We start from the raw sequence: 25,524 nt of genomic DNA, 5'->3' as shown, positions 1-25,524 counted from the left end.
TTCTGCGAAAGAAGGTCAAGACCGTTTTTGACATTCTTTTATCTACCTTGACTACGATACATAAAATTGACAAACATTTTTGCCGCTTGGGCACGTGTTGTTAGACCATTTGGCATGAATTTACCGTCAGATCCACTAGCTATCTTAAGTTCATACAGCATGGAGATTGAATTGGCTGCATTTGCACTGACGTTGCCTACATCAGAAAATGGGAGTGGTTGCGTTGCTTTATAGGGTACGCCTGTCATACTTAAATACGTACGTTCCAGCATCATGGCAAATTCCGCACGTGTCACTGCATCATCGGGTTTGAAAGAACCATGGTTTCCTACCACTATGCCATATTTATACGCTGCATTGATGTCGGCTTGCATTTGCTTACCGTAGTGAGAAATGTCTTCAAATGGGGCTACCTCATCTGTTCGTAACATCAGTCCCCGAACAAAGATGGAAGCTGCTTGTGCACGCGTTAGGTGTTGATTGGGTTTAAATGTGCCGTCTTCATAGCCACTTATGATCCCAGCTAATGCCGCTTGCTCGATATAGATTTTCAAGTTGCTATCAGCAATATCCGAGAACAACGCCGGCGTTGGTTTCGGGATTGGTTTTACTGCCGAACCTTTTGTCGTTACATTGACGGTTGGATTATAGATGCTTTTATTTCCGGCTTTGTCGACTGCGACAAGTGAAAAGGTATACGCTGTATTCTCTGTCAGCTTTTCTACTTTATAAGAGGTGACATCTCCGTTAACCGTCGCGACTTTTTCTTTCCCTTTGTAAAGTTCGTAACTTGTGACCGCTACGTTATCCACAGCAGGCTGCCAGCTCAGGCTAACTGAACTCCCCTCAATTGCCCCCGCTGTCAGTACACTTGTAGATACCCAAGGATAGTTCTTCTGCATGCTTGTCCAAAATTGTTCCGTTACTTTTTTATAACCCGCCTCACTCAAATGTATGTTTTCCGGATTTGGAAGGTAAGTCTTGTAGTCTGCCGCAATTTGATCACCTGTTGCTACCAAAACTGCTTGTGTACCCGATAGCCCCGTGGCGATGGCCTTGTTTACCGCATCTTGCATCAGCTTGAGCGATGGTTGCAGCTCAGCAGGCATATAAGGATATGAATTATAATAGCCCATGACATATACTTGTGCCTTAGGATTCATTTGCATGATTTGCGCCATCATCTGTTTGTAATTGGCACTGACTTGCTGGAGTGTTGTCGCCAATGCTTGCTGATCAACGGTTGCCATCCCTGTTTTCAGGTCTTTTTTCAGAAGAGGCAAGACATCATTTGCCCCCGCACTGATTGTAATGACTTCTGCGTCTTTGATGGACTGTTGAAGTTGGGCTGTCTTTTCTTTATATCCAATGCCGTAGACATCTTTTGTTACATTCTGTTGAATGTCCTTCAGAACATCTGCCGTTTTATACCCTGGGAATGAAAAACCTTTATTATACGACTTCAACGTTCCTGTAGCCTGAAAGTGCTCCGCAAGGAAATCCGCGTAGCCTTTGCCTAACCCATTGTTCGGTGTGACGCCAGCTGCCAGTGAATCGCCTATAGCGAGATAATCGATTGGCAATGTCCATGTTGGAGCGCTTGTATCTAGTTCATCTGCTGAAATATGATGTGGGACTGCCGCCATTTGTAGCAGTAGTGCACCTGCAAATAGAAATCGATAGTTGAATTTTTTCTTCACTTCGCTTACCTCCTGTTTTTCGATTTAGTGAGTTTCTGTCATTACGCAGAATATGACCATTCTCACTTATTCGACATAGAATAGTTATTTTCCTGCACAACTATTATAATAATAACTATTTTCAGTCAAGTTAATATTGAATTCACCACAATTCGGATACTATCCGGATTTAAAAGCAACCGTTCTATTTACTAATTCCACTTAGAGAGTTGTAAAAAAAAGCAGTTCTATTTCTAAAAAGTTATATTTTTCACGTCAGTTAATTAACCATTTCCTCGCATAAAATACTGGTGAGAATTACTTGAAAACCTCTATTCCACTGGACCATTTTCGTTCCGCTTTCGGCGAATTAATCACGACAGATTTCGGCTATCCTGTTGCGATTAATCGCCTGTCGCGTACCAACATTGTTCAAAAGAAAAATGCGGTTTCTTAAAAAGAAAAGAATATGCATCTAATCAAAGGAGGAATGCACTACAATTCCTCCCTTATGATGTGTTATAGAAAGTGAAACTTCATTACTATAAAAATAGAATTACCATTAAGAAAGCATCTATACACGTAGCGCCTGGTATATGATCAAGTTTGTTATTGGTTGACCTTGGTTAATCAACAGTCGTGTTATTTTATTGAATTAATTATTCAACTTCAATCATTACCCATAAAAAAAACACATCACCTCTAAATAAGTGATGTGTCTATCTCCCCACAATATACGTTTTCACCAACGCAATCCGTTCTCGAAAGTTCGATTTTGCCTCGACCACTTTCGGTGTTTTTGCCGCTACTACATCGGATTTGAGATCCAAACTACCCGCGATTTTCTGTGCTCTTGCTAGATGAAAATCACTTGTAATAATCGTGATGGCATCTACGTCCGGCGGTAGTAGTTCTTTTGAGAAAAGAAGATTTTCATAAGTCGAAGTAGAAGCCGATTCTAGCAACAGTCGACCTTCTTCAATCCCATTTTCCGTTAAAAATTGTCTCATCGCTTCCGCTTCACTCATCGGCTCATCAGGACCCTGCCCGCCAGATAAAATCAGTGTCACATGTGGATTTTCATTCGCATATGCTAATGCGGCATCCAAACGGTAGCGTAAGGTTAATGAAGGGCTATCCTTCTTTACTTTCGCTCCTAACACAATCGCATAGTCGTTTGTCCCATCTGCAGCTGGACGCACACCGGAAGCGATCCACTTTCCAGTTTGCCACCAACCGAAAATCGCAACACCAATGAATGCCATACATACGACGACTACCATTCGACTACGTACTTTCATGTAATCACCTCAATCTCCACTTCTTTTTCCTTCAATAAATCCGTGTAAAACGGATCCTTTCCAATTGCATAGACACGATCGCAAATGTTCATAATTTCGTCCATATCATGTGATGTATAGATAATCATTTTCTCTTCATTCTTCGCTAAATTATGCAGATACGTACCGATTTCCGTTTTCGATTTGAGATCAATGCCGACAGTCGGTTCGTCTAACAACAGCAGTACCGGATCATGCAGAAGACTGATTGCCAAATTCAATTTCCTTTTCATACCACCAGACAGAGACTGGACGCCTTCCTTCCAGTGCGTCAACTGCATGTCCAAGCACAACTGCCTGCACTGGTCTTTAGTACGTCTTTTCCACGACAACTTTTCAAAGAACAGCATATTCTCCTCTACCGTGAATTCATCCCAAATCGAAATATCCTGTGGCACATAACCGATTTTCCGCCGGACTTTCTTCACATCCTTGCTATAAGAAAGCCCTTCTAATTGAATCTCCCCTTGCGTAGGTTGCATCACTGTCGCCAATAGTTGCAACAACGTCGATTTCCCAGCACCATTTTCTCCCACAAGGCCGATAACTTCTCCTGGTTTCATGCAAAAAGACATCTGATGAATAACCGTCTTATCCTTATACTTTTTTTGAAGTCCAGACACTTCAAGCATACGTTCCCTCTCCTTTCCATACCCATAAGCCAAGTAATACAGAAAGCACTAACAGCCAAATGAACGGAATGGACCCATTCAATAATGCGTGAATCGGGCTAAGTGCTTCCACCCATGGCCAATTTCTCAAAAGCCCCTCTATCGGTACAATTGCTCCACCCACAACCACAAGGAACAGCGCGAGTGCTATGCCGCTTATATAGTACATGAATAATTGTTTGAATACGCTAGCCGTTAGGAAGGCCAGCAGATTGATGGTGAGTCGGAATGCGAAAAGTGATACGACAACTTGAATAGAAACTTTTTCGTCAAATAATCTCTGAAAAATGACGACCGCGAGTAAGTCCACAGCCACTAACAACAGCGTATATAGCAAAAATGTACGCTGTGCGTATTGCTGAAATGACATCGTTGTAAATTGCCAACGCGAACGCATCGCCAATCGATTTTCCTTCAACACCCAATCGAACAGGAAAAACACTATAATCATCGCAAACAGCGCCCAAACACCCCAGACTTGAACAATCGACAACGATTGTTCAGTCGCATCTTCCTCTTTGTCAAAAAAAGAAAAACTCGATTGCAGTAATGCTCCGTTTTGCTGCCGTTCCCGACTACTATCTATAATTTCCGCATAACTCCACTCATCTTCTTTCCCAGCATCTTTGAATAAATGCTTGATGACGAATGCCGCTTTTGAACGTGCCGCATCTTGTTGCGCGAATGACGTAATCGTTTCCACGACCGCTTGGTAAGCATACGATCGATTCGAGGAATACGCTTCAATCAGTTGATTGCGCCGCCCTGCAATAATATTATCGGCATAGCCTTCACGGATGACAAATACACTATCTAGCTCATGCTGCTCAAGCTTATGCAGTGCCTCATCCAACTCCATATAGTGAATGTGGAGAAGGTCCGTATTCGCCATATCTGCTACCAGCTGCTGTGCCAGTTCCGATTGCTCTTCTACTATAATCGCAATCGGCACGGTCATCTCTTCCTGCCAAACCCCAACACTTTTCATCATCAACACCGTTAAAACAATTGGCAATAGCAACCAACACACTAAACTTTTCCATTCCTTACGCCAACGCATCCAGCGGGTGGACACAATTGTCATCGGCCCCACCTCTCTTTCCCAACCGTCGATAGCCACACACTCATTAGCCCAACGGTAGCCGCCATGGTCAGCGACGTGAAGTCAGCATAATTACGTCCTTCTACTACAATATCAATCATCCACTGTAGACTATCATAGGAATAGACATAGGGTAATACACGCTGAACCACTAACGGAAAGTATAAGGTCGGTATCACCGCGCCACTTGTAAAAATGAGCGCAAAGGTCAATACCCCCTGCAATAACAACCCCATTTTCTGCGATGAAACCCAGATATCCAGTAACGCAATCCCCACTAGCAACAACAAGGCATACAAAATGGCAAACGATGAAAATCGGATATAGTCAATGAAATACATCTCATACTCAACAAATTGGCTAATCCCAATAAACAGCAACGTAGCGCAGACAAGACTTCCCATCAGAGCTACAACCATGCGCGCGAAAACGCGTTGCCACATGCTTACACCTACTAATGATAAACGTATTTGCATCGCCGGATGTTCCTTTTTCCCTAAAACGGTGTAAAAAGCTAGCAACCAAATCGACAAGCTGATAAACCAGCCCGCCAAAGCATAATAGTGCGTTGGCGTCGACGTTGCAACATTTTCCAGCACTTTTTCATCCAATATCATATCCTTGCCAAGTGTATACATCGTAAAATCCATAAATTGCTGCAGCATCAATTCTTGCCGTTGCTCCTTTGACATGTTCGTCTTTTTAGCATAGTCATTGATGGTCAGAATATTGGCCTGAGCCGCTCCGATATAGCGTGCCATACTTTCTACGAGTTCTTTCACCAGATAACTGTCTGTTGGCCTCGCGGGGTTCCCAACAATCGGTAGTATCACAGACTCCCCTTCATACAAATCCGCCGTAAATCCTTCCGGAAAAGTAAAATACGTACTGATTTCATTTAGAGCCATTAATTGTTGTGCTTGTTCAGCTGACAATGCAATGATTTGGATGTATGAATCTTCCGCACCTATTTCTTCCAACAAGCTACTGAATAGCTGAGATTCCTTCGTTCTATCCTCATCAACCAGCGCCACTCGAATCGAAGAATTATCATCTGGCACTACTAAAGCCATGACGAGCCCCAGCAACAAACCTATCAAAACAATTGGAAATAGAAAAAGAAGAAGAAGGGTCGCCCACTTCTTCCTCAGCAGTTTTGTATTTTGCTGTATAAAAAACAATAATCTTCTAAGGGATAGCACGCGACCCACTTCCATCCTTTAATAAAGTTCCCCTTCAACTTTGCCAATTAGATCATAAAACCAATTTTCCACTTTCGATACTTCAGATTCGATAAAGCTTTCAATCTCCGCCTTATCCATTTGGCCAATATTCACAGTGCCATCTGTTTCTTCAGGCATATTTACTTTTTTCACGATTTTCCCTTGTTGTTTCAGGTGAACATTGAACATTTCTACATCCGCATTTTGGTCACTTACCGAGAATGTGTGATCCGCCTTCATTTCATCACTGTCATGCGTTGCACTGCCTTTCCAAGTAAGGGATGGCTCGTCAAAACCGTTCGAAAATGCAAATGTACGCGTAAATGAACGTTTGTTATCGACCAATTCCTCTTTGCCCTTGTAACTAATTTTCATATCCTCGACAGAAATGGCAATCGTATCATTTGCTTGTTGATCTTTCCATGCCAACTTCCCTGTAAAGTCCACTACACTTTCGTCACCAAAAGAATCAGTCACCGTAAATTTGTAATCCCATTGCTGATCCGCTTTCTCAAGCAATTGCGTACCCGTTAGCTTAACTGTCACTACATCATCCGCACTGCTACCCATTGTTACCACAAAGTCGCGTTGCACAATCTGATTCGATTGAAGCCAAATCGTCGATTGAATCCCATTAGGTATGGCTAATGTATCTACAGCCTTAATCGCCTCTTCAATTCCTTTATCAAATTCTTCAACAACTAGGGTAAGATCACTTGGTGAAAAGTCTCCCGCAAATGAGGAAACACCCAATTGATCCTTCACGATTTCTTTCAGCTTTTCATCTTTTTTCGCTTTAGCCAATACATCTTTCAACAGTGTCTTCACTTGCTTTTCAGAAAGATCCATTGTAATCTTCTTCGCTTTCACCTTTTGATCGGCTACAATAATTTCTTCTTTGACACTTGTAAATGCATCTTCCGGAAGTTCTTTCACCAAAAACTCCACATACTCTTTTTCTATGTAACTTTCCGCTTCTTTCATAGACGCAGGTTTGATTTCAAATAAATCGGCTAGACCAAGGTTTTCATTGCCTTCGAAATCTGCATCAAACTCTCTCATCAATTTACCAAAATCCTTATCATCAAAACGGATAAGCTCTTCCATAAATGGCAATGCAACTACTAATTTTTCTGTCGTCGCAAAAATTGAACCGAAATCAACGGTAACATTTCCAAGCTTTCCACTTAACGCCGCTTCAAGTTCTTTCTTCTTCGGATTGTATACTTGGTCCATAGATACTGTCACACTATTGACGATGCTTTGAATCTCCTGCATTTCAGGGGCAACCGATGGGTCATTCCATTCACCAGAAAGATCATACTTTGTTTCTACCGGCTTCTCTTCTTGAACCTTCACCCAATTCAATTCATTTTTATAACGGTCTTCCACTAACGTACCCATTTGTTTGTACGTCTCCACTTCAGCCAAAAAGTACTGTGTTTTCGATGACTTCGTCAAAATAAAAAAGGCCGATACACTTCCGCCTACTACAACTAACGCCGTAACAATGAGTACAATCAAAGACTTAAACGTTTTTTTCTTTACTACAGTTTCATCCAACTATTTCTCCCCCTTACTATCTATCGTGAATTAGAAATAATTCACATTTTTTCATATTATCATAATCTATGCGGTTACTCAAAGAAAATGTTGGAAATAATTTAAAAAGGCCCTCCACATCAATTGTGTGGAGAGCCCCGCTTATCGCATCGATTATTTTATCTATAAATATTGAAATAAAGAATCTTACCAACAACGCTCGGGGCTTAAGGAAGGATTGAACTGCATCCCTCCTTTGTCTTCCCGCTTCGGCTACCCCAGTAGACACCTTCGCTGGAGATTAGATAGAACCCAATTGTTCACCAAATCTAGACTTCAACGCCTAGGTGTTTACGCTGTTACTTATTAACCGTTTCTGTTTTATTCACCGTGCTATGCACTTCTGTTGGTAAACCCCATAGTTTGATGAAACCTACTGCTGCAGATTGATCAAACGCATCATCTGACGTATAAGTCGCCAATTTTTCATCATACAGAGAATTTGCGGATTTTCTTCCTTCCACAATCGCGTGCCCTTTGAACAATTTGACACGAACTGTCCCGTTTACATACTGTTGTGTTTCTTTAAGGAATGCTTGCAATGCATCACGCAATGGCGAGAACCATAAACCGTTATAAATCATTTCACTTAATTTATGAGAAATCACTGGTTTGAAATGAGCAATATCTTTTACAAGTGTAATGTCTTCCAGTTCTTTATGTGCTTTCAACAAAGTGATGGCACCCGGACATTCATACACTTCACGTGATTTGATCCCCACAAGACGGTTTTCCACATGGTCAATTCTACCGACACCATGTTTACCAGCGACGTCATTCAACTTCAAAATGAGTTCACTTAACGGATAATTGACGCCGTCAATACTGACCGGAACACCTTTCTCAAAATCAATTTCGATCACATCAGCGGTATCTGGCGCGTTTTCGAGTGAAACTGTTAGCTCATAGGCATCCTCAGGCGGTGCAGCCCACGGATCTTCCAAAATGCCACACTCATTGGCACGTCCCCATAAGTTTTGGTCAACAGAGTACGGGCTGTCCAAGTCGATTGGAATTGGAATATTTTTTTCTTTCGCATAAGCGATTTCTTCTTCACGTGACCAGCTCCACTCACGGACTGGCGCGATGACTTCCAATGATGGGTCAAGCGATTTAATCGCGACCTCAAAACGAACTTGGTCATTCCCTTTACCTGTACAACCATGTGCAACCACAGTTGCATTTTCTTTATGAGCTACTTCAACCAATTTTTTTGAAATTAGTGGGCGTGATAGTGCTGACACCAGCGGATATTTCTCTTCATAATAGGCTTGGGCTTGAAGGGCAAGTAATGCATATTCCTGTGCAAATTCTTCTTTTGCATCAATGACATAACTATTCACGGCACCCACTTGCAAAGCTTTCTCTTGAATAAACTTCAAGTCTTTCCCTTCTCCAACATCTAAGCATACCGCAATAACAGCATACCCTTGATCTGTCAGCCATTGCACCGCTACCGAAGTATCTAATCCACCTGAATACGCTAAAACCACTTTTTTCTTTTCCATCATATATGTCCCCTTCCATACGTCTGATTGAATGTTTATACATCTTTAAGTATTTTTATAATAACACATTTAGGATGTAACGCAATAGTTTTTATGCAAAACTCAACAATAATAGGTAGCGGTTGGATCCTTCAAACCTGCTTCGGCGCTAGGGAAGGATTGAACTATAGCTTTCGCTTCGTATATGCACACTATTCAAGAAACTCCTGCATATAAAAAATCGTCTACGCATAAGTAACTTGCGTAGACGACCTTTTGACTTTGACATATCTTAACTAAGACCATGTGCAACCATCGCGTCTGCGACTTTCAAGAAGCCTGCAATGTTCGCACCCATGACTAGATTACCCGGATGGCCAAAACGCTCTGCAGCATCCATGCAACTTACATAAATATTTTTCATCACAAGATGAAGTTTTTCATCCACTTCTTCAGTCGTCCAAGACAGACGCATGCTATTTTGCGACATTTCCATTGCCGAAACAGCCACACCGCCTGCATTCGCTGCTTTTGCAGGTCCAAATAAAATGCCATTCTCATGGAACAATGCCATTGCTTCTAGTGTACAAGGCATATTCGCACCTTCCCCAATCGCCTTCACAGAATTGGTCACTAGCATACTTGCAGCAATCTCATCAATTTCATTTTGCGTTGCACAAGGCAAGGCGATATCGCAAGGAATGGACCAAATCCCTGAACAATCTTCATGATACTCAGCATCTGCATGATCTTTGGTATAGTCGGAGATTCGTTTGTTCTCTACTTCTTTCAAACGTTTCACCGTATCCAAGTCAATGCCGTTCTTATCATAAATATAACCGCCAGAATCACTACATGCGACCACTTTCGCGCCCAATTGTATTGCCTTCTCCATCGCATACGTAGATACATTGCCCGACCCTGAAACGACAACCGTTTGCCCGTCAAAACTCAAATTTTTCTCTTTTAACATTTCTTCAACGAAATAGACAGTTCCATAGCCCGTCGCTTCTTTACGACCAAGGCTTCCGCCATGATTCGGATCTTTTCCAGTGAAAACACCAGCCTCGTATCCGCCTTTCAAGCGATTATACTGTCCAAACATGTAACCAATCTCTCTTTTCCCAACACCAATATCCCCTGCTGGAACATCTCGATCCGGACCGATATACTTACTCAATTCTGTGATGAAGCTTTGCGTAAAACGCATAATCTCCCGATCCGACTTCCCTTTCGGATCAAAATCAGAACCGCCTTTACCTGCCCCAATCGGTTGACCCGTTAATGCATTTTTAAAAATTTGTTCAAAAGCAAGAAACTTCATAATACTGCTGTTGACGGAGGGATGAAAACGGATACCACCTTTATAAGGTCCTAGATCACTATTAAACTGGACACGGAAACCACGGTTCACATGAACTTTCCCTTGATCGTCTTCCCATGCAACACGAAATGTAATGATTCGTTCCGGTTCTGTAATACGCTCAAGTATTCCATTCGCAATGTATTCAGGATGCTTGGCAAAAACGGGGCGAAGGGAGTCGAAGATTTCTCTTGTCGCTTGAAGAAATTCCTTTTCATCTGGATTACGCTTCTTCACTAATTCATATACTTCATGAACGTAATCATTTGCCCTTTTTTTATTATCAGTCTGCATTGAATTCAACTTAGTCATTCGCACTCATCCCTTTCTTAAAAAGCTATATGTTAAAGGAGAATCTATTGAATCTCCAATATCAATCGTCTATCGCTATGTCAAAATATTTACTCTTTTTTACATATTATCACTGAATATGTAGGTAGATACAAACTATTTTTTATGGATAATCAATAATTATACTATATTGTGTTCTGTTTATGTATGGCGAATTGAAAAAATATTTACTTTTCCCCAAAAAGAGTTTATTATGGAGTTATTCAAACTGACTCATGCGAACCATACATGTTTGAAAATCGATGGCTAATAGAAAGTAGGAGAGTAATATGAAAATCGGCAAATTTTTTCGAGCATCAATAGGTGGGGTTGTCATGCTACTCATGACTTTCGCTTTCTTACCTGCCTTAATGATTAATCCAGATATCGAGATCCTTCAAGCCTTCCTCGACTATATCAATAAAGACTAAGTCGACGATTTCATAAAAGCAGCCTAGAGTCTTCATCTCTTGGCTGCTTTTTTAATGTATCCATTCCTCTATCAGCCGATTGAACCGTTCAGGCTGGGCAAATGAAAAGCCATGGCCTACTTTTGAAATCACTACACATGAACAATCTTGATAACTAACCATAATCTTTTCGGCTGATTCCTTCATTACTCCTTTCTCCTTATCACCCACTGTTACTAGGATTCGCGTAGTCGTATCGGACGTATTTTTCGGCAGTTCATACCCCATATTCTCTTGCAGCATTTCAATAAGCGTATAGAGGCTCATTTTCACACTGTCTTCATAATATTGTTCAAAATAGAGGTCATCAATATACAGTTGCTTTGCTTGTATTTTGGAAAATGTCCTGTTCTTGATGAAGGGTGCCGTCAATTTGATGGCTGGGGCAATAAATGGTATCGCCATTTTCATAGGTAAGACAAGAGCACTATTAATAACTGCCGACTGGACAAGGGTCGGTGCTAAACTTATTATTGCAAGCGTGATTTGTGCCCCTATCGAAAAACCGACGATGTTGACCTCGCGTCCGTTCTTTCGTTCTTCGATGAGCTCAATGATTTCCAGTGCATTGCCCTTAATTGAAAAAGAGGATTCTGCACTTCGTTCACCATGTCCTTGCAATGTCGGAACGAGACAATGGTAATCGGTAAAATAATCTACTTGTTTACCCCACATCCAACCGCCAACACCACCACCGTGTAAAAACAACAAAAGAGGCCCTTCTTTATTGCCATATTCCTTAACATGCATACTCGTTATTCACCTCCACGCCTAAAAGTACGAGCAGGTTTCACTCGTACTTCATTCCATCATGAACTATCAGACTACCATAATATTCACAGCACTAGTATAAGTTTACGTAATTTTCCGTATGTTAAAGTTATCCGTCAATAACAACCAGTTTTGTGGGAATGCTAAGCCAAGTTTCCAGTACATCATGCCACGTAAACCAAACTCTTTGACCAAATCGAATTTGGCTTGGATACTTCGCGCATCTTCAAACCATACTTCATGTTGCACACCCGCATCGTCTGTATAGTTAAAATGCGGCGCTTGGGCAACGTAATCATAGCTAATATCTACCTCTTTAGCGACTGCAATCGCTAATGCTTGTTGTGGGCTGAGTGCTTTTGCTGCCGAACCACCTTGAGTTGGATACGGAGTCGACCAATCATAGCCGTATAAATTTTGACCTAAGAAGATTTTCTCGGGCGGAATTTGACTCACTGCATATTCCACAACATCTCGCACTGGACCAATTGGGCTTACAGCTTGCGGTTCGCTATACGTATAGCCCCATTCATACGTCATAAGGGAAACGAAATCAACTATTTCTCCGTGTGCTTTGTAATCATGCGCTCCGTAAATCCCGGTTCGTATATCGCTCGCTTTTGGGGCCAACGCAGTCGACAGTGTCAACCCTGCTGGATGAAAACGGTCTCTTGCTCTTCGCAGAAAGTTATTATAGAGCTCACGATCTTCTGGATATAAGAGTTCAAAATCAAAATGAATATCTTTGTAGCCGATTTCATTGGCAATTTGAATAAGATTGCTGAATAAACGATCTTGGGCTGCTTGGTCTGTAAAGATTGCATGCGCCAAGTCCGCGTTAAATGCAAAATCCTCCAAGTTACTGACGACGAGCGCATTTGCAGCCCCAGCCGACTTTGCAATATTCGGGATGTTAGCAATCGACGGTGCTTTTACTGAACCATCTCGTAACACTTCGTAACTAAACATCGCGAGGTATGTTAATTGGGAGACACGCCTTCTTACTTCATCAATCATCGATTGCGCGACTGGTGTTCTTGGCTCGACATACAATAAAGACTCCGCTGTCACTTTCGGTCTTGGTGGAATGTAGAGACGCTGTCCAACTTGGAGCGTAGCGGATGGAGAGATGCCATTGATGGTCGCTAATTCGTTAACAGTCATTCCGTATAATTGGGCAATCACATACAAAGATTGACCCGGCTGAACCCAATGATAACTTCCTGTTATAGGAATGACCAACGCTTGACCTACTACAATTCGAGAAGGATCTGGAATTTCATTGGCTTGTGCAATATCTTGATAACTAATGCCATAAGCTTGAGCAATTCCGTACAAACTTTGCCCCTTTTGAACAACATGAATTTGCATGCTAATCATCTGCCTTTCATCTACAAAAATGTCCTCTATCTAAGCCTATTTTTGTCGGATGGCAATTATGCCTAATTTTTGGCGTATAGATTGCATGTCTCCATCCATACTACTGTCGATGAAAATATGCAGTCTTTAGGAGGAAATATAGTGACGCAAAATCCATTCGGCCAAACACATGAAAATATGCATACAGGGCCAGTTCCACAACAGATGAATCATGGAGGGCATGAATTATTTGATGTCCACGAAGCATTATCAGGCACTGTCGGAGCGCTTAACCAAGCGATCTTATTACGGCCACATGTCCAAGATCCGGAGTTATTGGATATGTTAGATCGGCAATACCGCTTCACCTTGGACGAATATAATATTACCGTCGAAGCCTTTAAAACCGGACAGAATCCATCGCATCCAACAGGACGGTATGAGATGAAAGAAGGAAATGACTTTATTTACGGGATGAAACCCGCGCAGCCTAAAAAACCGATTCAATCAGCGGCAGAAATATCGGATGAAATAATTTCGGGCTTCTTACTCGCTTCTGCCAAAGCCGGTGCCTCGATGAAAACGGTAGCCGCAACAGAAACATGTAATCCGGTCGTCCGCCGCGTACTCGCTGACTCTGTACCAAATTGCATAGAGATGGCCTATGAATTGTCCATATATCAAAATAAGCATCACTATTACCAGATGCCACAGCTTGCCCAGCCAGATATGCAACAATTGTTGAATTCGTTTGCGACGGTAGGCCAACCGGCTATGCCAAATCATACGATTCAATAATTTCGATATATAGAAAAGGTGCTAACTATAAAAGTTAGCACCTTTTCATGCGTCGTTCATCTCAAAATCGAATTAACAATATGCTTTGGTGAATTTTCGAATAGTGACAAATAATGTAGCGGGTGACTTTTAGGGAACAGTGTTTTTCGAATGGCATGGGGGCTTTTCCCCCTCGTCGCAAGCGCTAATACTTCCCGTTGAACACCTTCCAAATAGTCTAACTTTTTCTCTATCACCTGTCGCCCCTTATGAATCACTCCCGCATGTGAACATACATAAGTATCAAAATCATACGTTAGCAATTTCTTTAAAGAGTCGATAATAACCGGAACGGATTCAAATGCAAAAAAACTTTTCGGTGTTGGGTGCACATACAAATCACTGCCAAACATCCAGCCTTTCTCACGATTAAATAACGCCACATGATCATGCGCATGGCCCGGGGTGTGAATGATATCCCATGTATAATTAGCTGTTGTAAATTGGTCGCCTAACGCAAGTGGTTGGAAAGATTGTCGCTCTCCCCAAAATACTTTGCGATAAAAAGGCAACTTCATCCTCTTTTCGCAGTTTTCAATACCTGATTCATGAATATAAATCGGGATGTTTTGATGCGCTTGAATCCAATGGGCTGCACCCGTATGATCTTCGTGATGATGCGTTAAAATTACATCCTTGACTGCCCACTCCTCGAAACACGGAATAAGCTTGTCCCTCATGATCGGCGGCCCTGTATCAATCAGTAATCCATCTATTACATAGACCGAGACAACCATTTTTTGCTTGCGGAACGATACCATCATCTCTGCTTGCAATAGATCGTCGTGCGCTTTTATGTTCATGCCTACCTCACCTACTCATTTTGATTTTGCGTAAAATGGCTTCGGTGCGTCGGCTTCAAAACGAACAAGCTCTCCCGTTCCTGGATGTGTGAGCACTATTCGAGTTGCATGAAGGCCTAGCCGTTTGATTGGATTGCCTGTTGCCCCATATCGCTTATCGCCGACAACGGGATGACCGAGGTCTTCCATATGGACACGAATTTGGTTTTTACGCCCCGTTTCAAGCTCCACTTCCAGCAAGGAAAACTGTTTATTGGATTGAATCGTTTTGTAATGTGTCACAGCATGTTGTCCGCCGTTGTCCGTTGGATTTGAATACACTTTGAAGGTTTTACTTTCTTTCAACCACGATGCAATCTTACCCGATTTTTTACGTACGGTTCCTTCTACAAGTGCAATATAGACGCGTTCTTTCACGACTTTACTCCAATTGGATTGCAAAGCTTCCTTCACTTCTTCACTTTTCGCAAATAGCATAACACCCGACGTATCTTTATCTAGTCGATGTACGATAAAAATTCGCTTATTCGGATTGCCATTGCTGACATAATCCCGAACTTGTCGATAGGCAGTCATTTCAGTTTCATTTTTCGATGCAACTGATAGAAGACCCGCATCTTTATTGATGACGATAATGTCATCATCTTCATGCAAAATGCTGACACCAACCAGCGTCTCTCCTTTTATCGCCGCTTGATTTTTAATAATTTCAACGGTCTGCCCAGGTAGAAGCGGGTGATTATGTTGTTTCACCATTTCCCCGTCAACAGTTACTTGTCCCCGTGTTAATATAGATTTCACTGCATTTCGACCGCTACCCGCCATACTTTCCAATAAAAAGGGTAATAACCCCGTCGATTCTTTCACTGTATAAACGGATGCATTTACTTTTTTTCCTGCTGAACTTTTACGACTTTTTTGCATATTAAAAACTCCTCACTCTCTCCTTACATTATCCTCAAATTGCCTCCACATTACAAACGCTGTATGATTAAACAAGGGAATTATTTATATTACGGAAGAAAAAGGGGATTTTTATGCGAGTTGCAATATTCGATTTCGACGGAACACTATATGCAGACGAAACGTTTCAGCTATTAATGAATCATCTTAAACATCATCCCGTACACCATCCAAAGTTTAAAAAATTTTACCGAGCCATTCTTCGGCCTTATATCAGCCACAAGCTAAAACTGCTTCCTGAAGCCAAGATGAAAGAACGTTCCATGAAAATCTACTTGGATGCACTTGGTCATCTATCCAAGGTAGAGTTAGATCATTATTTCGAAGAGCTGGCCGATAAAGTGCGACAAGGCTTTAACGCCGACGTCATCTCGCGCTTGGAACAGCATATTGCCGACGATGTACATGTGATGCTCGTCTCAGGTGCCTATACACCACTTTTGCAATCCGTCACTAAGGAATTACAATTCAATATCATTATTGGAACAGACGTCCCTTTAAATGGGAAAATTATAGATGTCCAAGCACCGATTGATCATATCCAAGGCCCACGGAAGAATGAAAAAATAAAAGAGGCATTGGAAGGGAAAGACATCGATTGGCACAATAGTTTTGCATACGGAGATAGTTTTTCAGACATCCCCGTCCTCGAACTCGTCGGGAATCCAGTCGCAGTTCGTCCTGAGCCACGATTACAAGCTCTTGCAAAACAGCGAAACTGGGAAATCATCTAAAAAAACGAAGCCATCTCGGCTTCGTTTTTTACATTCAGAGTCCCTCTCCGGGCAATTTCCAGTGTGTCTAACTCCTGGCGCAAGATGCTTGGGTCATAAGCCATCTAATCAGGCGCCCTGCGCTTTTCTTATGAAAGTGCTTTTAAGCCAACAACACCGGCGACAATAAGCATGACACTCACGATACGCCCTGTACTTTTTGACTCCCCAAAGAAAAACATATTCACAAGAACAGCCCCTGCAGTCCCAACACCAATCCAAACCGAGTAGGCAACACTCACTTGTAAATACTTAAATGACATATATAAAAACGCAAAAGCAGCCCCGAATCCACCAACATACAATAAGCTACTACTCACTGTTTTTTTCTGACTGTATTTCTTCAGTCCCACGACACCGATAATTTCACTGATTGCTGCAAGTAAAACATATAGCCATCCCATAGTTATTCAGTTCCTTTCGCTGCTTTTTTCTCTTCTTTATCATCAACCAGCTTCAAACTGATAACGCCGATAACCAGTACTACGATGAAGAAAATCTTCCCCGCACTCAAACTCTGTCCGAAAAAGAAAACATCCATTAACGCTGTGCCCACTGTTCCTATCCCTGCAAATACTGCATAAACCGTACCTGTCGGCAGATTTTCACATGCCTTCGATAAAAAATGAAAATCGACAAATATAAAGGCAACGATAAAAATCCAATGCCACCACGCACTTGCTACGTTAAAGCCAAATATCCAAACCAATTCGAAAAAACTCGTCATCGCGACATAGAACCACGACTTATTCATTGAAAATCCTCCTCAAGTTATGACTGACTGTCATTCATTATGCTACAAAATGCTATCTATTCATGCATACCCAGCGCATGCCTCAAAAAATCATTCACTTCCACTTGTTGGATGCGTGCCTGATCTTCTTGCTCTGAATCGTATAAATAAATTTGTTCCGCGGCTGACTCAACAAGCCCAATAATCATCTTCGCCGTACGGTCAGCGTGAATGGATGGACGAATGATGCCCTCTTCCTTCGCTTCCTGCAAACGTTCGCTAAGCCATTGATAAAAAGGTGCATAGACTGTTTCCCACTCTTTTAAATGCTCGGTTGAAGCAAGACCTGAGTAGATGAGCGCCTGTATTTCATGATAGTCATGCGTCACCTGAAAAATGGCTTCTACGAGTTGTTCCAGTTTCACTGAAAAAGTGGCAGATTCCTGTACAGATGCTTGCACAATAGTCATCGTTTTCTCCACCATTACCTCAGCAATTGCTGGCATAAGTGATAATTTGGATGGAAAATATAAATAGAACGTACCTTGAGCAATCCCGGCTGCTTTCACGATATCCGAAATCTTTGTTTTTTCGATCCCCTGCTCCCGAAAAACTTGAATCGCGGCATGAACAATCATCTCTTTCTTATTCATCTACGTATCCTCCTCACGCATGACTGACTGTCATTCATTTTATCAGGTCATTAGCCACAATGCAATCTCCCCGGTTGTTGTTCATTCATTCTAAAAATTAATTCTTAAAAGTTCTGTACGCCATAAACTTACTAACAAAGGGAATGGAAGCGCTACGTTTTTATAATTATTAGAATCAATTGAATTTTTAAACTTGTGTTAACCACGGATTTATGGTAAAAATCTATTACTAGCAAAAACTGTTGGGAATGGGGGATGTTCTTTGACGAATCATTATCGATCTTCATTAGAGATGCACCTGGTTCATACGGGAAAAATGGAAACTGTCTCTAAAGTTCCGCTTGCAAACAAAGTGGATCTTAGTTTAGCTTACTCTCCGGGTGTAGCTGAACCATGTATAGAAATCTCCAAAAATCCCACAGCAGTATACGACTACACCATCAAGGGGAATCTGGTGGCGGTCGTGACAGATGGGACGGCTGTGCTAGGTTTGGGGGATATTGGACCTGAAGCAGCACTCCCTGTTATGGAAGGAAAAGCAATGTTATTAAAAAGTTTTGCTGGTATCGACGCTTTTCCAATTTGTTTAGCCACAACAGATGTTCAGGAAATTGTTCAGGTAGTGAAAGCGATCAGTCCAACCTTTGGCGCCATCAATTTAGAAGATATCTCTGCACCACGATGCTTCGAAATCGAAAAAAGATTGCGTGAAGAATGCTCAATTCCAGTATTCCACGATGATCAGCACGGAACAGCCATCGTCGTTGGAGCCGGATTACTCAATGCTTTAAAAGTTGTCCATAAAGACATGAAAACTGTTAAAGTTGTGGTCAATGGCGCGGGGGCAGCCGGTATTGCCATTACGAAACTTCTGCTGAACATTGGTTTCGAACAAATTACCCTCTGCGATTCACAGGGCGTTATATACAAAGGAAGACCGAATGGCATGAATCCCATGAAGCATGAAATTGCAGACATGACCAATCCCCAGGGCTTAACAGGTTCCTTACAAGAGGCAATGACAGGATCGGATGTATTTATCGGCGTGTCTGTCGCTAATTTATTGACGAAAGAGCTGATTGAGTGCATGAATGACGATCCGATTGTCTTTGGTTTGGCCAACCCGAATCCAGAACTCGCTCCCGACAAAGCACACGAATTCGGGGTTCGTATCATTGCAACCGGACGATCTGATTATCCAAATCAAGTGAATAACGTCCTTGCATTTCCAGGTATCTTCCGCGGCGCTCTAGATGTCCGCGCAAGTGAAATCAATGAAAGCATGAAGTTAGCTGCAACCTATGCCATTGCTTCACTGATTCAAGACTCTGAACTCAGAGATGATTATATCATTCCGGATCCTTTTGATGATCGAGTTGTAAAAGTTGTTGCTCAGGCAGTTAGTGATGCTGCAGTCGAATCAGGTGTGTCCACTAGTCAAGAATTTGTAGTTTTGTAATTCTGGTCTACAAAAAGCGTCATCTACACGGTTTTATCCGGTTTATGACGCTTCCCCTTTATTTATGATTATCACTCTTCTCATGAACATGAAGACTTCCATCCGTTTGGATTTCCGCATAAAATACTTGATCTACCTTACCGATCCCTTGTTTTTTCAGCTGATCATAAACCCACTCTTCCGTTAAATGCAACTCTGTCAAATTCTTTTTAACAATCTTCCCGTCAGCAATGATTTCAGATGGAAGATATTTAGGTTCAGGTGCAGGAGCATGTACATCTTTTTTTGTCGCGGGTTCCTGATCTGCTTTTTTCAATACACTTAAGTTCCCATTCGTCTCAAATATCGCATATTGAACTTCTTTAATAGAAAAAATCCCCTGCTCACGTAACATCATGTTCAAATCGCTCAGATGGAGTCGTGATTTTCGCATTGCCTCCTCGACGAGTCTCCCTTCATACATAATGATTGTCGGTTGGTCGTCTAGAATGACTCGTGCCTTCTTTGACTTAAGCGCGATATAACTCATTAGCAATGTCAATAATGCCCACCAGATCATGGCAATAACCCCATCTACAAATGCCGTTTCTTGCTGAGCTGCAATTTCTGCTGCAATCGAACCGATGGTGATGCCTGTTACATAATGGAAGAAGGATAACTGAGAAATCTGCTTCTTCCCCATAAATCTGGCAAGAATGAGTAAAACAATGAATGCAACCGTTGTCCTAAATAGGGTTTCCCATGCATGAAAATCCAGTAATTCATTTATGCCCATGATCACACACTCCTGTCATTCTGAGATTATTCCCCTAAGACAGAGCGCCTATACATAAAACTGAAGAGGTAATAGATGCTTTGGTGTCAACAAGTAAGAAAAAGCCACGAACGGTATCACTTACCGGCGTGGCATCTCAATCATATTTTTGGTTAGTCAAGTTTCACTCTTAAAATGGCTCCTGTATTTGCGTCAACTTTCACTTCATACTTATGGCCTTCTGCTGTTCTAATATCAATCTCATAGACCAACATACCATCGTCGTAATCCAGTTCTGCTTTTATAACCTGTCCTGGCACACGTTGCAATGCAATCGCCATAGCTTGATCGATTGTAATCCTGCGATATTGTGGATTTTGCCAATGGTTTGCCCAATGTTGATTTTGACTTTCTCGATTTTGATGCGTCACCCATTTCACTCCCATTCAAAAGTTATGCAGTCCTTCACATTCTATTCAAAAGGGGGTAAGATGTGCCTAATTCATTCTACAATGGCGGTGAGTATCCTACAGGATGAGGCGATGAATTACTTACATTTCCACTCATGCTCCAATATACCGTAGATGAATGAATCCCGCCAACCGTCTTTAAGAAGCAGAGTTTCCCGGAGTCTTCCTTCCATCACCATTCCAACTTTCTCTAAAACCCTAGAAGAAGCACTATTACGCGGATCACATGTCGCGTATATTCGATGAAGGTTTAAATCGTTAAAACCAAAATTAACGAGTAAAAGAGCCACTTCAGTTGCATAACCACGTCCCCAATAATCTGGGTGAAAGATGTATCCAATTTCTCCTTCACGGTTAACCGTATCCCTGATAGTTATTTCTCCAGAGCCGATCATCGTAGCTGTCTCCTGTTCAAAAACTGCAAAGACAAAACGACTACGTGGTTGTCTCTTTGCATCTTGTAGTACTTCATCAATAAACATTAAAGACTCTTCTTCAGTGTTCGGCCCCCACGGTTGGTATTTACAGACACTTTCCATAGATGCATATTTATGTACATCGGGCCAATCACCCTTCACCATTTCCCTCAATTGAATTCGATTTTCAGATTGCTGTTCATCCATATACTCTATTCCTTTCTTATACATTTCCATAATTGCTTGAATGAACAAAGAAGCACAAAGTACATGATCTGTACGTAGTGCTTCTTTGTTGCTTCAACCATTTTCTTGCAGTTAATAACCATTTCAATCAGTTTTTTCTTGTTTCTCTTCCGACTTTGGATTCATCCAGAAGCGAGCCATAGGCTGTTCTGCGTTCGCCAATAGTTTTGCTAGATAAGCGGCTGTCATCGTATAGCTGTGTTCTAATTTCTCGGTTAAAACATTGGTGCGTTCATACAGTAGGCTACGGAGATGATCTAATTGCCTACCCATTTTCTCCGTCACGCCTTCTTGATTGACCAGTCTGCTAATAACATCTTTTTGGGCATTCTCTTGCCGTAAAATTAATTTAGCTAATTGTTGTTGTTGGTCCAACTGCCTAGTCATTTTTACCGCCATATTGTTCGTTGATTCGCTAATCGTATCCACTTGCATTTTGAATTCCTTGTCTACTGCATGTTTATCCTCCAATATCTGATGGAGTTCTTGCTGTTTCTTATCCAGCTTCGTCAACGATTTTGAGACATTTTTTTCAAATTGCCCATGTCGTGAATCATTGTCTTGCAGTTCTTTTACACGGTTACGAACGTTATTTAATTGATTCGACTGGTTCTTTGTTTGTTGTTTGAGGAGCATTTCCAGGTCGCTGATATGACGATTAAGTGAAGCATTCGCTTCCTGTTGCTCCTGCATCCATTCCGCTAACGTATCTATTTTAGAATGGCCTTGATTTTGCGCTACTATTGCTGCATCATTTTTAAAAACATCTGGGTGCTCATCACTATTCATAAACAACCCCATTTGCCCAACCTCCTCGTCATACTATCTTATGCAACTTGCGACAAGGTGGTCATTGAGCAGTTATGCCCATTCAAACGGTGTCTCTTGATAGACGTAATAATTCAACCAGTTGGAAAAGAGCAGGTGAGTATGGGAGCGCCATGTATTTAATGGTTCTTTGTTTGGATCGTTATTTGGAAAATAATTTTCTGGCATGTCAATATCGACACCTTTTTGGATATCACGTGCATACTCTTCCGCAAGTGTCGTGGCGTCATATTCAAAATGACCCGTAATCATAATGTGTTTAGCATCGTTAGAAATGATGATGAACGCACCAGCATCCTCAGACTTCGCCAGTAGATGCAAACGCTTATCATTTTCGATTTCTTCCACAGAAACAGCTGTGTAACGTGAATGTGGCGCTCTAAATTCATCATTAAACCCACGTGCCAAATCGATGGTTGGGTCTGATAGACGATGAGTAAAGACTCCTGAGCATTTCTTCGGCAAGGTAAATTTATCAATTCCATAATGGTGATACAATGCTGCCTGTGCGCCCCAACAAATATGTAAAACAGACGTCACATTTTCTTTAGTCCAGTCCATAATCTGTGTCATTTCATCCCAATAATTCACATCTTCAAACTGTAAATGCTCAATTGGCGCACCCGTAATGATCATGCCATCAAAACGTCGATGTTTGATATGTTCAAATGTAGTATAAAAATTGTCTAAGTGAGACTTGCTAACGTTTTTCGATTCATGCGTGGCCATATTCATAAACGTCACATTGACCTGCAACGGTGTATTGCCCAATAAGCGCAGAAGTTGCAATTCTGTGCGCTCTTTTTCCGGCATTAAATTCAAAATAATAATATTCAATGGTCGGATGTCTTGAGACGTTGCACGGTTCTCATCCATGACAAATATTTTTTCCTTTTTTAATAATTCCCCAGCCGGCAATCTTTCAGGTATGTTGATTGGCATAAGATTTCTCTCCCTTTTCAGTATATTATGTATGCATTTTAAGCATAAAAAAACCCTCTTTTCTATAGGATAAGAAAGGAGGATTTGCGTTACGCTCACAGTTCTTATCTCTCAAGAAAAAAATCTTGATGGAGGTAGCACCTTTCTGACAATGTCAGAGGTTGCTGAAGCTTCATCGGGCCATTTCCCTCAGCTTCTCTTGATAAGAATATTCAATTAGATTCCATTATACTATTAAACTTTTTATTGTAAACAGTCTTTTTATTTTCTCAGGGCGATATCGGCTATATTTTCCAACTAACTGCGAGGAGCTTACAACCATTTGCGCAAACTCTCCACCCAACTTAAAATCGCTTTTCGACAATACAAGAAGTTAACACCATTTTGACATGATCACCGTCATGATTATTTCTTTTCAAACAAACCTGTTAGTCCTATTTCCAATGTTTTTCATGCTTCTATCTCCGAATAGAACAACCATTTCAGAGCCATATTAACATGGTACTACATGTTGGAAAGGAGTTTTTTTCATGGGAAGAGACAACAAACAAGGTAGCACCAACAATTCGCGTTCGTTACCCCAAACACCGAAAAGGCAAAAGATTCAACCGGGAGATATGCAAGAGGAGATTGCTCGCGAGTTTGAGGAATTGAGCAGTCTTAGACCGAAGCGAGAGCGAATGAATCCAAACGAGCGGAAAAGAAAGTGAATCATTTTTTGCGTTGATAGCGCCTAACCTACCATGAAAAAAACGATACCCCGCGCAGCGAAATAGGCTGTGTGGGGTATTATTTCATCCCCTGTAATCACTCGGGATGCTCCCTTCCTTCTCTACATCCACAGGCCAGGAGATAATTGTTGTGCTATCCCATACATTTTGACTTTCAATCTCCATCAACATCTGTGAAATGCTTTCATCGAGTGCTTCTTTACTCAACGCTTCGACCAGATTTTGCGGATTCGCATAAGGTTCACCCGGACATTCTAGCAAACCATCTGTTGTCATGAAAATGAGATTTGTCCCTTTTCTCAATTCCCTTGTCCCAGATGAGTAGCATGGAACAGTTTTTTCAAATGTATTCACTTGCCCAATCCACTCGAAGAACTGTCTTTGATTCAGTTGAAATTGGTTGAGAGCAATTAGTTCTGGATGCAATAAATAGACCAGGCAGTCTCCGACGGAAAACCACCATATATAGTTATCTTTCCTTACAACGACAAGACAAGCTGTCTCTCCTGTAACATGTCTACATGCAGCCAAAAATTCATCAGATTGAAAAATGTCAAGTAGCTTACCTTCCAATTGTTTAAACTTTGGAGGCCCCTTTATTGATAAGATCCTTAACAGATCTACTTTATATTGTTCAATTGTATGGATGACAAGTTCTGCACTTTCGGCACTTTTATGCGCATCAAGGATAACCGCGAATTCCCAATCTTCATGTTGCCAGACAATGCAGCCATCCTCATTCTTTGTTTGGCCCACCGAAGAATTACCGCCAAAACGCCCCACTGTTACTCGATTGAACCACCGAACATCACGCTTATCAATATAATCCTCTTCACTTCCAACCCAAGAGAAATCATTCATGATGGGTTTCCAAATAGGATTTGATTCGACGGAACCCATCTGTCTTGATTAGCTTGACATGTTTATCAAATATGAAATAATACGCTTTCATCTCATTCTTTCCTCTCGATAGATATAAAACAATCATGGATTACTTAGGACTCTCATGCCCTTCACTACTCAGATTTTTCTCCTTGTAATATGTATTAATAAATTCAGTAATAATAGGCATTTCAGGAGGATTTAGTTTAATTGGTAGCTCATCATAATGAACAAACTTTAAATCCAGCACTTCATTTTCATCCTTCTTCATGACACCGTCATATTCAGTACAAATATAAGTAGTGATGACATTGTACACTTCATCACCGTGCGGATATTTATAATAAAATTCTTCACCCGAATAGACATTGAACAACGATAGATTTTTAGCGACCAAATTAGTTTCTTCGTATAACTCACGCTTCGCTACTTCTTCCAATGTCTCTCCTGGTTCCATAGCGCCTCCTGGTAATCCCCAACACTTGTTATCCGATCTTAATTGCAACAGCAGTCGATTCATTTTGTCTACCACAATCACATTAGCGCCCGGCATAATGAGCGGACGTTGACCAACCAGTGCCCTTAACTCTTGTATATATCCCATATGAAGACCCCTTATAAGTAATTAATAGAACTA

Annotated in this window: 27 protein-coding genes and 1 riboswitch; of the genes, 5 read left to right on the top strand and 22 right to left on the bottom strand. The window is 41.4% G+C overall.

Annotated elements, in window-relative coordinates; translation table 11 throughout:
- Positions 1-38: 38 nt before the first annotated feature.
- Positions 39-1,700 carry an S-layer homology domain-containing protein gene (locus tag ACIQ0H_RS09775; protein ID WP_403413801.1) on the bottom strand — a complete coding sequence of 554 codons (1,662 nt, stop codon included), beginning with the start codon at positions 1,698-1,700 and terminating at the stop codon, positions 39-41.
- Between the two features lie 301 nt (positions 1,701-2,001).
- Between ACIQ0H_RS09775 and ACIQ0H_RS09770 the strand changes: the two genes are divergently transcribed.
- Complete coding sequence (locus ACIQ0H_RS09770) at positions 2,002-2,136, top strand: hypothetical protein (RefSeq protein WP_403413799.1); 135 nt, start codon at positions 2,002-2,004, stop codon at positions 2,134-2,136.
- Between the two features lie 262 nt (positions 2,137-2,398).
- On the opposite strand, the gene ACIQ0H_RS09765 is transcribed toward ACIQ0H_RS09770, so the two are convergent.
- From ACIQ0H_RS09765 to ACIQ0H_RS09725, 9 genes are all read right to left on the bottom strand, one after another.
- Positions 2,399-2,980: a YdcF family protein gene (locus ACIQ0H_RS09765; RefSeq protein WP_403413797.1), complete on the bottom strand. Its 582-nt coding sequence runs from the start codon at positions 2,978-2,980 to the stop codon at positions 2,399-2,401.
- Positions 2,977-3,651 carry an ATP-binding cassette domain-containing protein gene (locus ACIQ0H_RS09760; protein WP_403413795.1) on the bottom strand — a complete coding sequence of 225 codons (675 nt, stop codon included), beginning with the start codon at positions 3,649-3,651 and terminating at the stop codon, positions 2,977-2,979. The genes ACIQ0H_RS09765 and ACIQ0H_RS09760 overlap by 4 nt, the downstream gene beginning before the upstream one ends.
- Positions 3,644-4,774 carry an ABC transporter permease gene (locus ACIQ0H_RS09755; RefSeq protein WP_403413793.1) on the bottom strand — a complete coding sequence of 377 codons (1,131 nt, stop codon included), beginning with the start codon at positions 4,772-4,774 and terminating at the stop codon, positions 3,644-3,646. Before ACIQ0H_RS09755 ends, ACIQ0H_RS09760 begins: the two co-directional genes overlap by 8 nt.
- On the bottom strand, positions 4,771-6,009 hold the full coding sequence (locus ACIQ0H_RS09750) for an ABC transporter permease (RefSeq protein ID WP_403413791.1): 1,239 nt from the start codon (positions 6,007-6,009) through the stop codon (positions 4,771-4,773). The genes ACIQ0H_RS09755 and ACIQ0H_RS09750 overlap by 4 nt, the downstream gene beginning before the upstream one ends.
- Before the next feature lie 3 nt (positions 6,010-6,012).
- Positions 6,013-7,578, bottom strand: coding sequence for a hypothetical protein (locus ACIQ0H_RS09745; protein WP_403413789.1), 1,566 nt, complete (start codon positions 7,576-7,578; stop codon positions 6,013-6,015).
- Between the two features lie 338 nt (positions 7,579-7,916).
- Positions 7,917-9,128: an argininosuccinate synthase gene (locus ACIQ0H_RS09740; protein ID WP_403413787.1), complete on the bottom strand. Its 1,212-nt coding sequence runs from the start codon at positions 9,126-9,128 to the stop codon at positions 7,917-7,919.
- Positions 9,129-9,396: 268 nt separating this feature from the next.
- Positions 9,397-10,779: an NADP-specific glutamate dehydrogenase gene (gene gdhA, locus ACIQ0H_RS09735; RefSeq protein WP_403413785.1), complete on the bottom strand. Its 1,383-nt coding sequence runs from the start codon at positions 10,777-10,779 to the stop codon at positions 9,397-9,399.
- A gap of 500 nt (positions 10,780-11,279) precedes the next feature.
- Positions 11,280-12,017 carry an alpha/beta fold hydrolase gene (locus ACIQ0H_RS09730; RefSeq protein ID WP_403413783.1) on the bottom strand — a complete coding sequence of 246 codons (738 nt, stop codon included), beginning with the start codon at positions 12,015-12,017 and terminating at the stop codon, positions 11,280-11,282.
- A gap of 105 nt (positions 12,018-12,122) precedes the next feature.
- Positions 12,123-13,409 (bottom strand): LysM peptidoglycan-binding domain-containing protein, encoded by a 1,287-nt coding sequence (locus tag ACIQ0H_RS09725; protein ID WP_403414493.1) that lies wholly within the window; start codon positions 13,407-13,409, stop codon positions 12,123-12,125.
- Between the two features lie 150 nt (positions 13,410-13,559).
- Between ACIQ0H_RS09725 and ACIQ0H_RS09720 the strand changes: the two genes are divergently transcribed.
- The gene (locus ACIQ0H_RS09720) at positions 13,560-14,195 is read left to right on the top strand and encodes a spore coat protein (RefSeq protein ID WP_403413781.1); all 636 of its coding nucleotides are present in this window, start codon (positions 13,560-13,562) and stop codon (positions 14,193-14,195) included.
- Between the two features lie 56 nt (positions 14,196-14,251).
- Here ACIQ0H_RS09720 and ACIQ0H_RS09715 read toward each other — a convergent pair whose 3' ends face one another.
- Together ACIQ0H_RS09715 and ACIQ0H_RS09710 are read right to left on the bottom strand one after the other, a co-directional pair.
- The gene (locus tag ACIQ0H_RS09715; protein ID WP_403413779.1) at positions 14,252-15,037 is read right to left on the bottom strand and encodes an MBL fold metallo-hydrolase; all 786 of its coding nucleotides are present in this window, start codon (positions 15,035-15,037) and stop codon (positions 14,252-14,254) included.
- A gap of 15 nt (positions 15,038-15,052) precedes the next feature.
- Complete coding sequence (locus ACIQ0H_RS09710) at positions 15,053-15,961, bottom strand: RluA family pseudouridine synthase (protein ID WP_403413777.1); 909 nt, start codon at positions 15,959-15,961, stop codon at positions 15,053-15,055.
- A gap of 113 nt (positions 15,962-16,074) precedes the next feature.
- On the opposite strand from ACIQ0H_RS09710, the gene ACIQ0H_RS09705 reads away from it, so the two are divergent.
- Positions 16,075-16,734, top strand: a complete 660-nt coding sequence (locus tag ACIQ0H_RS09705; RefSeq protein WP_403413775.1) for an HAD family hydrolase — start codon at positions 16,075-16,077, stop codon at positions 16,732-16,734.
- A gap of 128 nt (positions 16,735-16,862) precedes the next feature.
- Here the strand turns inward: ACIQ0H_RS09705 and ACIQ0H_RS09700 are convergent, their stop codons facing one another.
- Genes ACIQ0H_RS09700 through ACIQ0H_RS09690 form a run of 3 tightly spaced genes read right to left on the bottom strand, consistent with a single transcriptional unit; the run spans position 16,863 to position 18,159 of the window.
- Positions 16,863-17,177 carry a DMT family transporter gene (locus ACIQ0H_RS09700; RefSeq protein ID WP_403413773.1) on the bottom strand — a complete coding sequence of 105 codons (315 nt, stop codon included), beginning with the start codon at positions 17,175-17,177 and terminating at the stop codon, positions 16,863-16,865.
- 2 nt (positions 17,178-17,179) lie between these two features.
- Positions 17,180-17,527: a DMT family transporter gene (locus ACIQ0H_RS09695; RefSeq protein WP_403413771.1), complete on the bottom strand. Its 348-nt coding sequence runs from the start codon at positions 17,525-17,527 to the stop codon at positions 17,180-17,182.
- 56 nt (positions 17,528-17,583) lie between these two features.
- On the bottom strand, positions 17,584-18,159 hold the full coding sequence (locus ACIQ0H_RS09690; protein WP_403413769.1) for a TetR/AcrR family transcriptional regulator: 576 nt from the start codon (positions 18,157-18,159) through the stop codon (positions 17,584-17,586).
- 292 nt (positions 18,160-18,451) lie between these two features.
- Here ACIQ0H_RS09690 and ACIQ0H_RS09685 point away from each other — a divergent pair, with 292 nt between their 5' ends.
- Positions 18,452-19,618: an NAD(P)-dependent malic enzyme gene (locus ACIQ0H_RS09685; protein ID WP_403414490.1), complete on the top strand. Its 1,167-nt coding sequence runs from the start codon at positions 18,452-18,454 to the stop codon at positions 19,616-19,618.
- Positions 19,619-19,676: 58 nt separating this feature from the next.
- Here ACIQ0H_RS09685 and ACIQ0H_RS09680 read toward each other — a convergent pair whose 3' ends face one another.
- The 5 genes from ACIQ0H_RS09680 to metA all read right to left on the bottom strand — a co-directional run bounded on the left by ACIQ0H_RS09680 (position 19,677) and on the right by metA (position 23,274).
- A complete protein-coding gene (locus tag ACIQ0H_RS09680) occupies positions 19,677-20,387 on the bottom strand; it encodes a DUF421 domain-containing protein (RefSeq protein ID WP_403414488.1) in 711 nt (236 codons plus the stop codon).
- 158 nt (positions 20,388-20,545) lie between these two features.
- On the bottom strand, positions 20,546-20,803 hold the full coding sequence (locus ACIQ0H_RS09675) for a PepSY domain-containing protein (protein ID WP_403413767.1): 258 nt from the start codon (positions 20,801-20,803) through the stop codon (positions 20,546-20,548).
- Positions 20,804-20,919: 116 nt separating this feature from the next.
- Positions 20,920-21,489, bottom strand: a complete 570-nt coding sequence (locus ACIQ0H_RS09670; RefSeq protein WP_403413765.1) for a GNAT family N-acetyltransferase — start codon at positions 21,487-21,489, stop codon at positions 20,920-20,922.
- A gap of 99 nt (positions 21,490-21,588) precedes the next feature.
- Complete coding sequence (locus ACIQ0H_RS09665) at positions 21,589-22,305, bottom strand: hypothetical protein (RefSeq protein ID WP_403413763.1); 717 nt, start codon at positions 22,303-22,305, stop codon at positions 21,589-21,591.
- 60 nt (positions 22,306-22,365) lie between these two features.
- Positions 22,366-23,274 carry a homoserine O-acetyltransferase MetA gene (metA, locus tag ACIQ0H_RS09660; RefSeq protein WP_403413761.1) on the bottom strand — a complete coding sequence of 303 codons (909 nt, stop codon included), beginning with the start codon at positions 23,272-23,274 and terminating at the stop codon, positions 22,366-22,368.
- 101 nt (positions 23,275-23,375) lie between these two features.
- Positions 23,376-23,483: riboswitch (SAM riboswitch) on the bottom strand.
- A gap of 321 nt (positions 23,484-23,804) precedes the next feature.
- Between metA and ACIQ0H_RS09655 the strand changes: the two genes are divergently transcribed.
- Positions 23,805-23,984, top strand: a complete 180-nt coding sequence (locus tag ACIQ0H_RS09655; RefSeq protein ID WP_403413759.1) for a hypothetical protein — start codon at positions 23,805-23,807, stop codon at positions 23,982-23,984.
- 84 nt (positions 23,985-24,068) lie between these two features.
- Here ACIQ0H_RS09655 and ACIQ0H_RS09650 read toward each other — a convergent pair whose 3' ends face one another.
- Entirely contained in the window at positions 24,069-24,866 is a 798-nt protein-coding gene (locus tag ACIQ0H_RS09650) for a PP2C family serine/threonine-protein phosphatase (RefSeq protein WP_403413757.1), read from the bottom strand.
- Positions 24,867-24,996: 130 nt separating this feature from the next.
- Positions 24,997-25,491 (bottom strand): NUDIX hydrolase, encoded by a 495-nt coding sequence (locus ACIQ0H_RS09645; RefSeq protein ID WP_403413755.1) that lies wholly within the window; start codon positions 25,489-25,491, stop codon positions 24,997-24,999.
- Positions 25,492-25,524: the final 33 nt, after the last annotated feature.

The organism is Sporosarcina sp. NPDC096371 (genome assembly GCF_044762865.1).
Lineage (GTDB): Bacteria > Bacillota > Bacilli > Bacillales_A > Planococcaceae > Sporosarcina.
The sequence above is the reverse complement of the archived record's forward strand: the minus strand, read 5'-3'. Positions and strand labels throughout refer to the sequence as shown.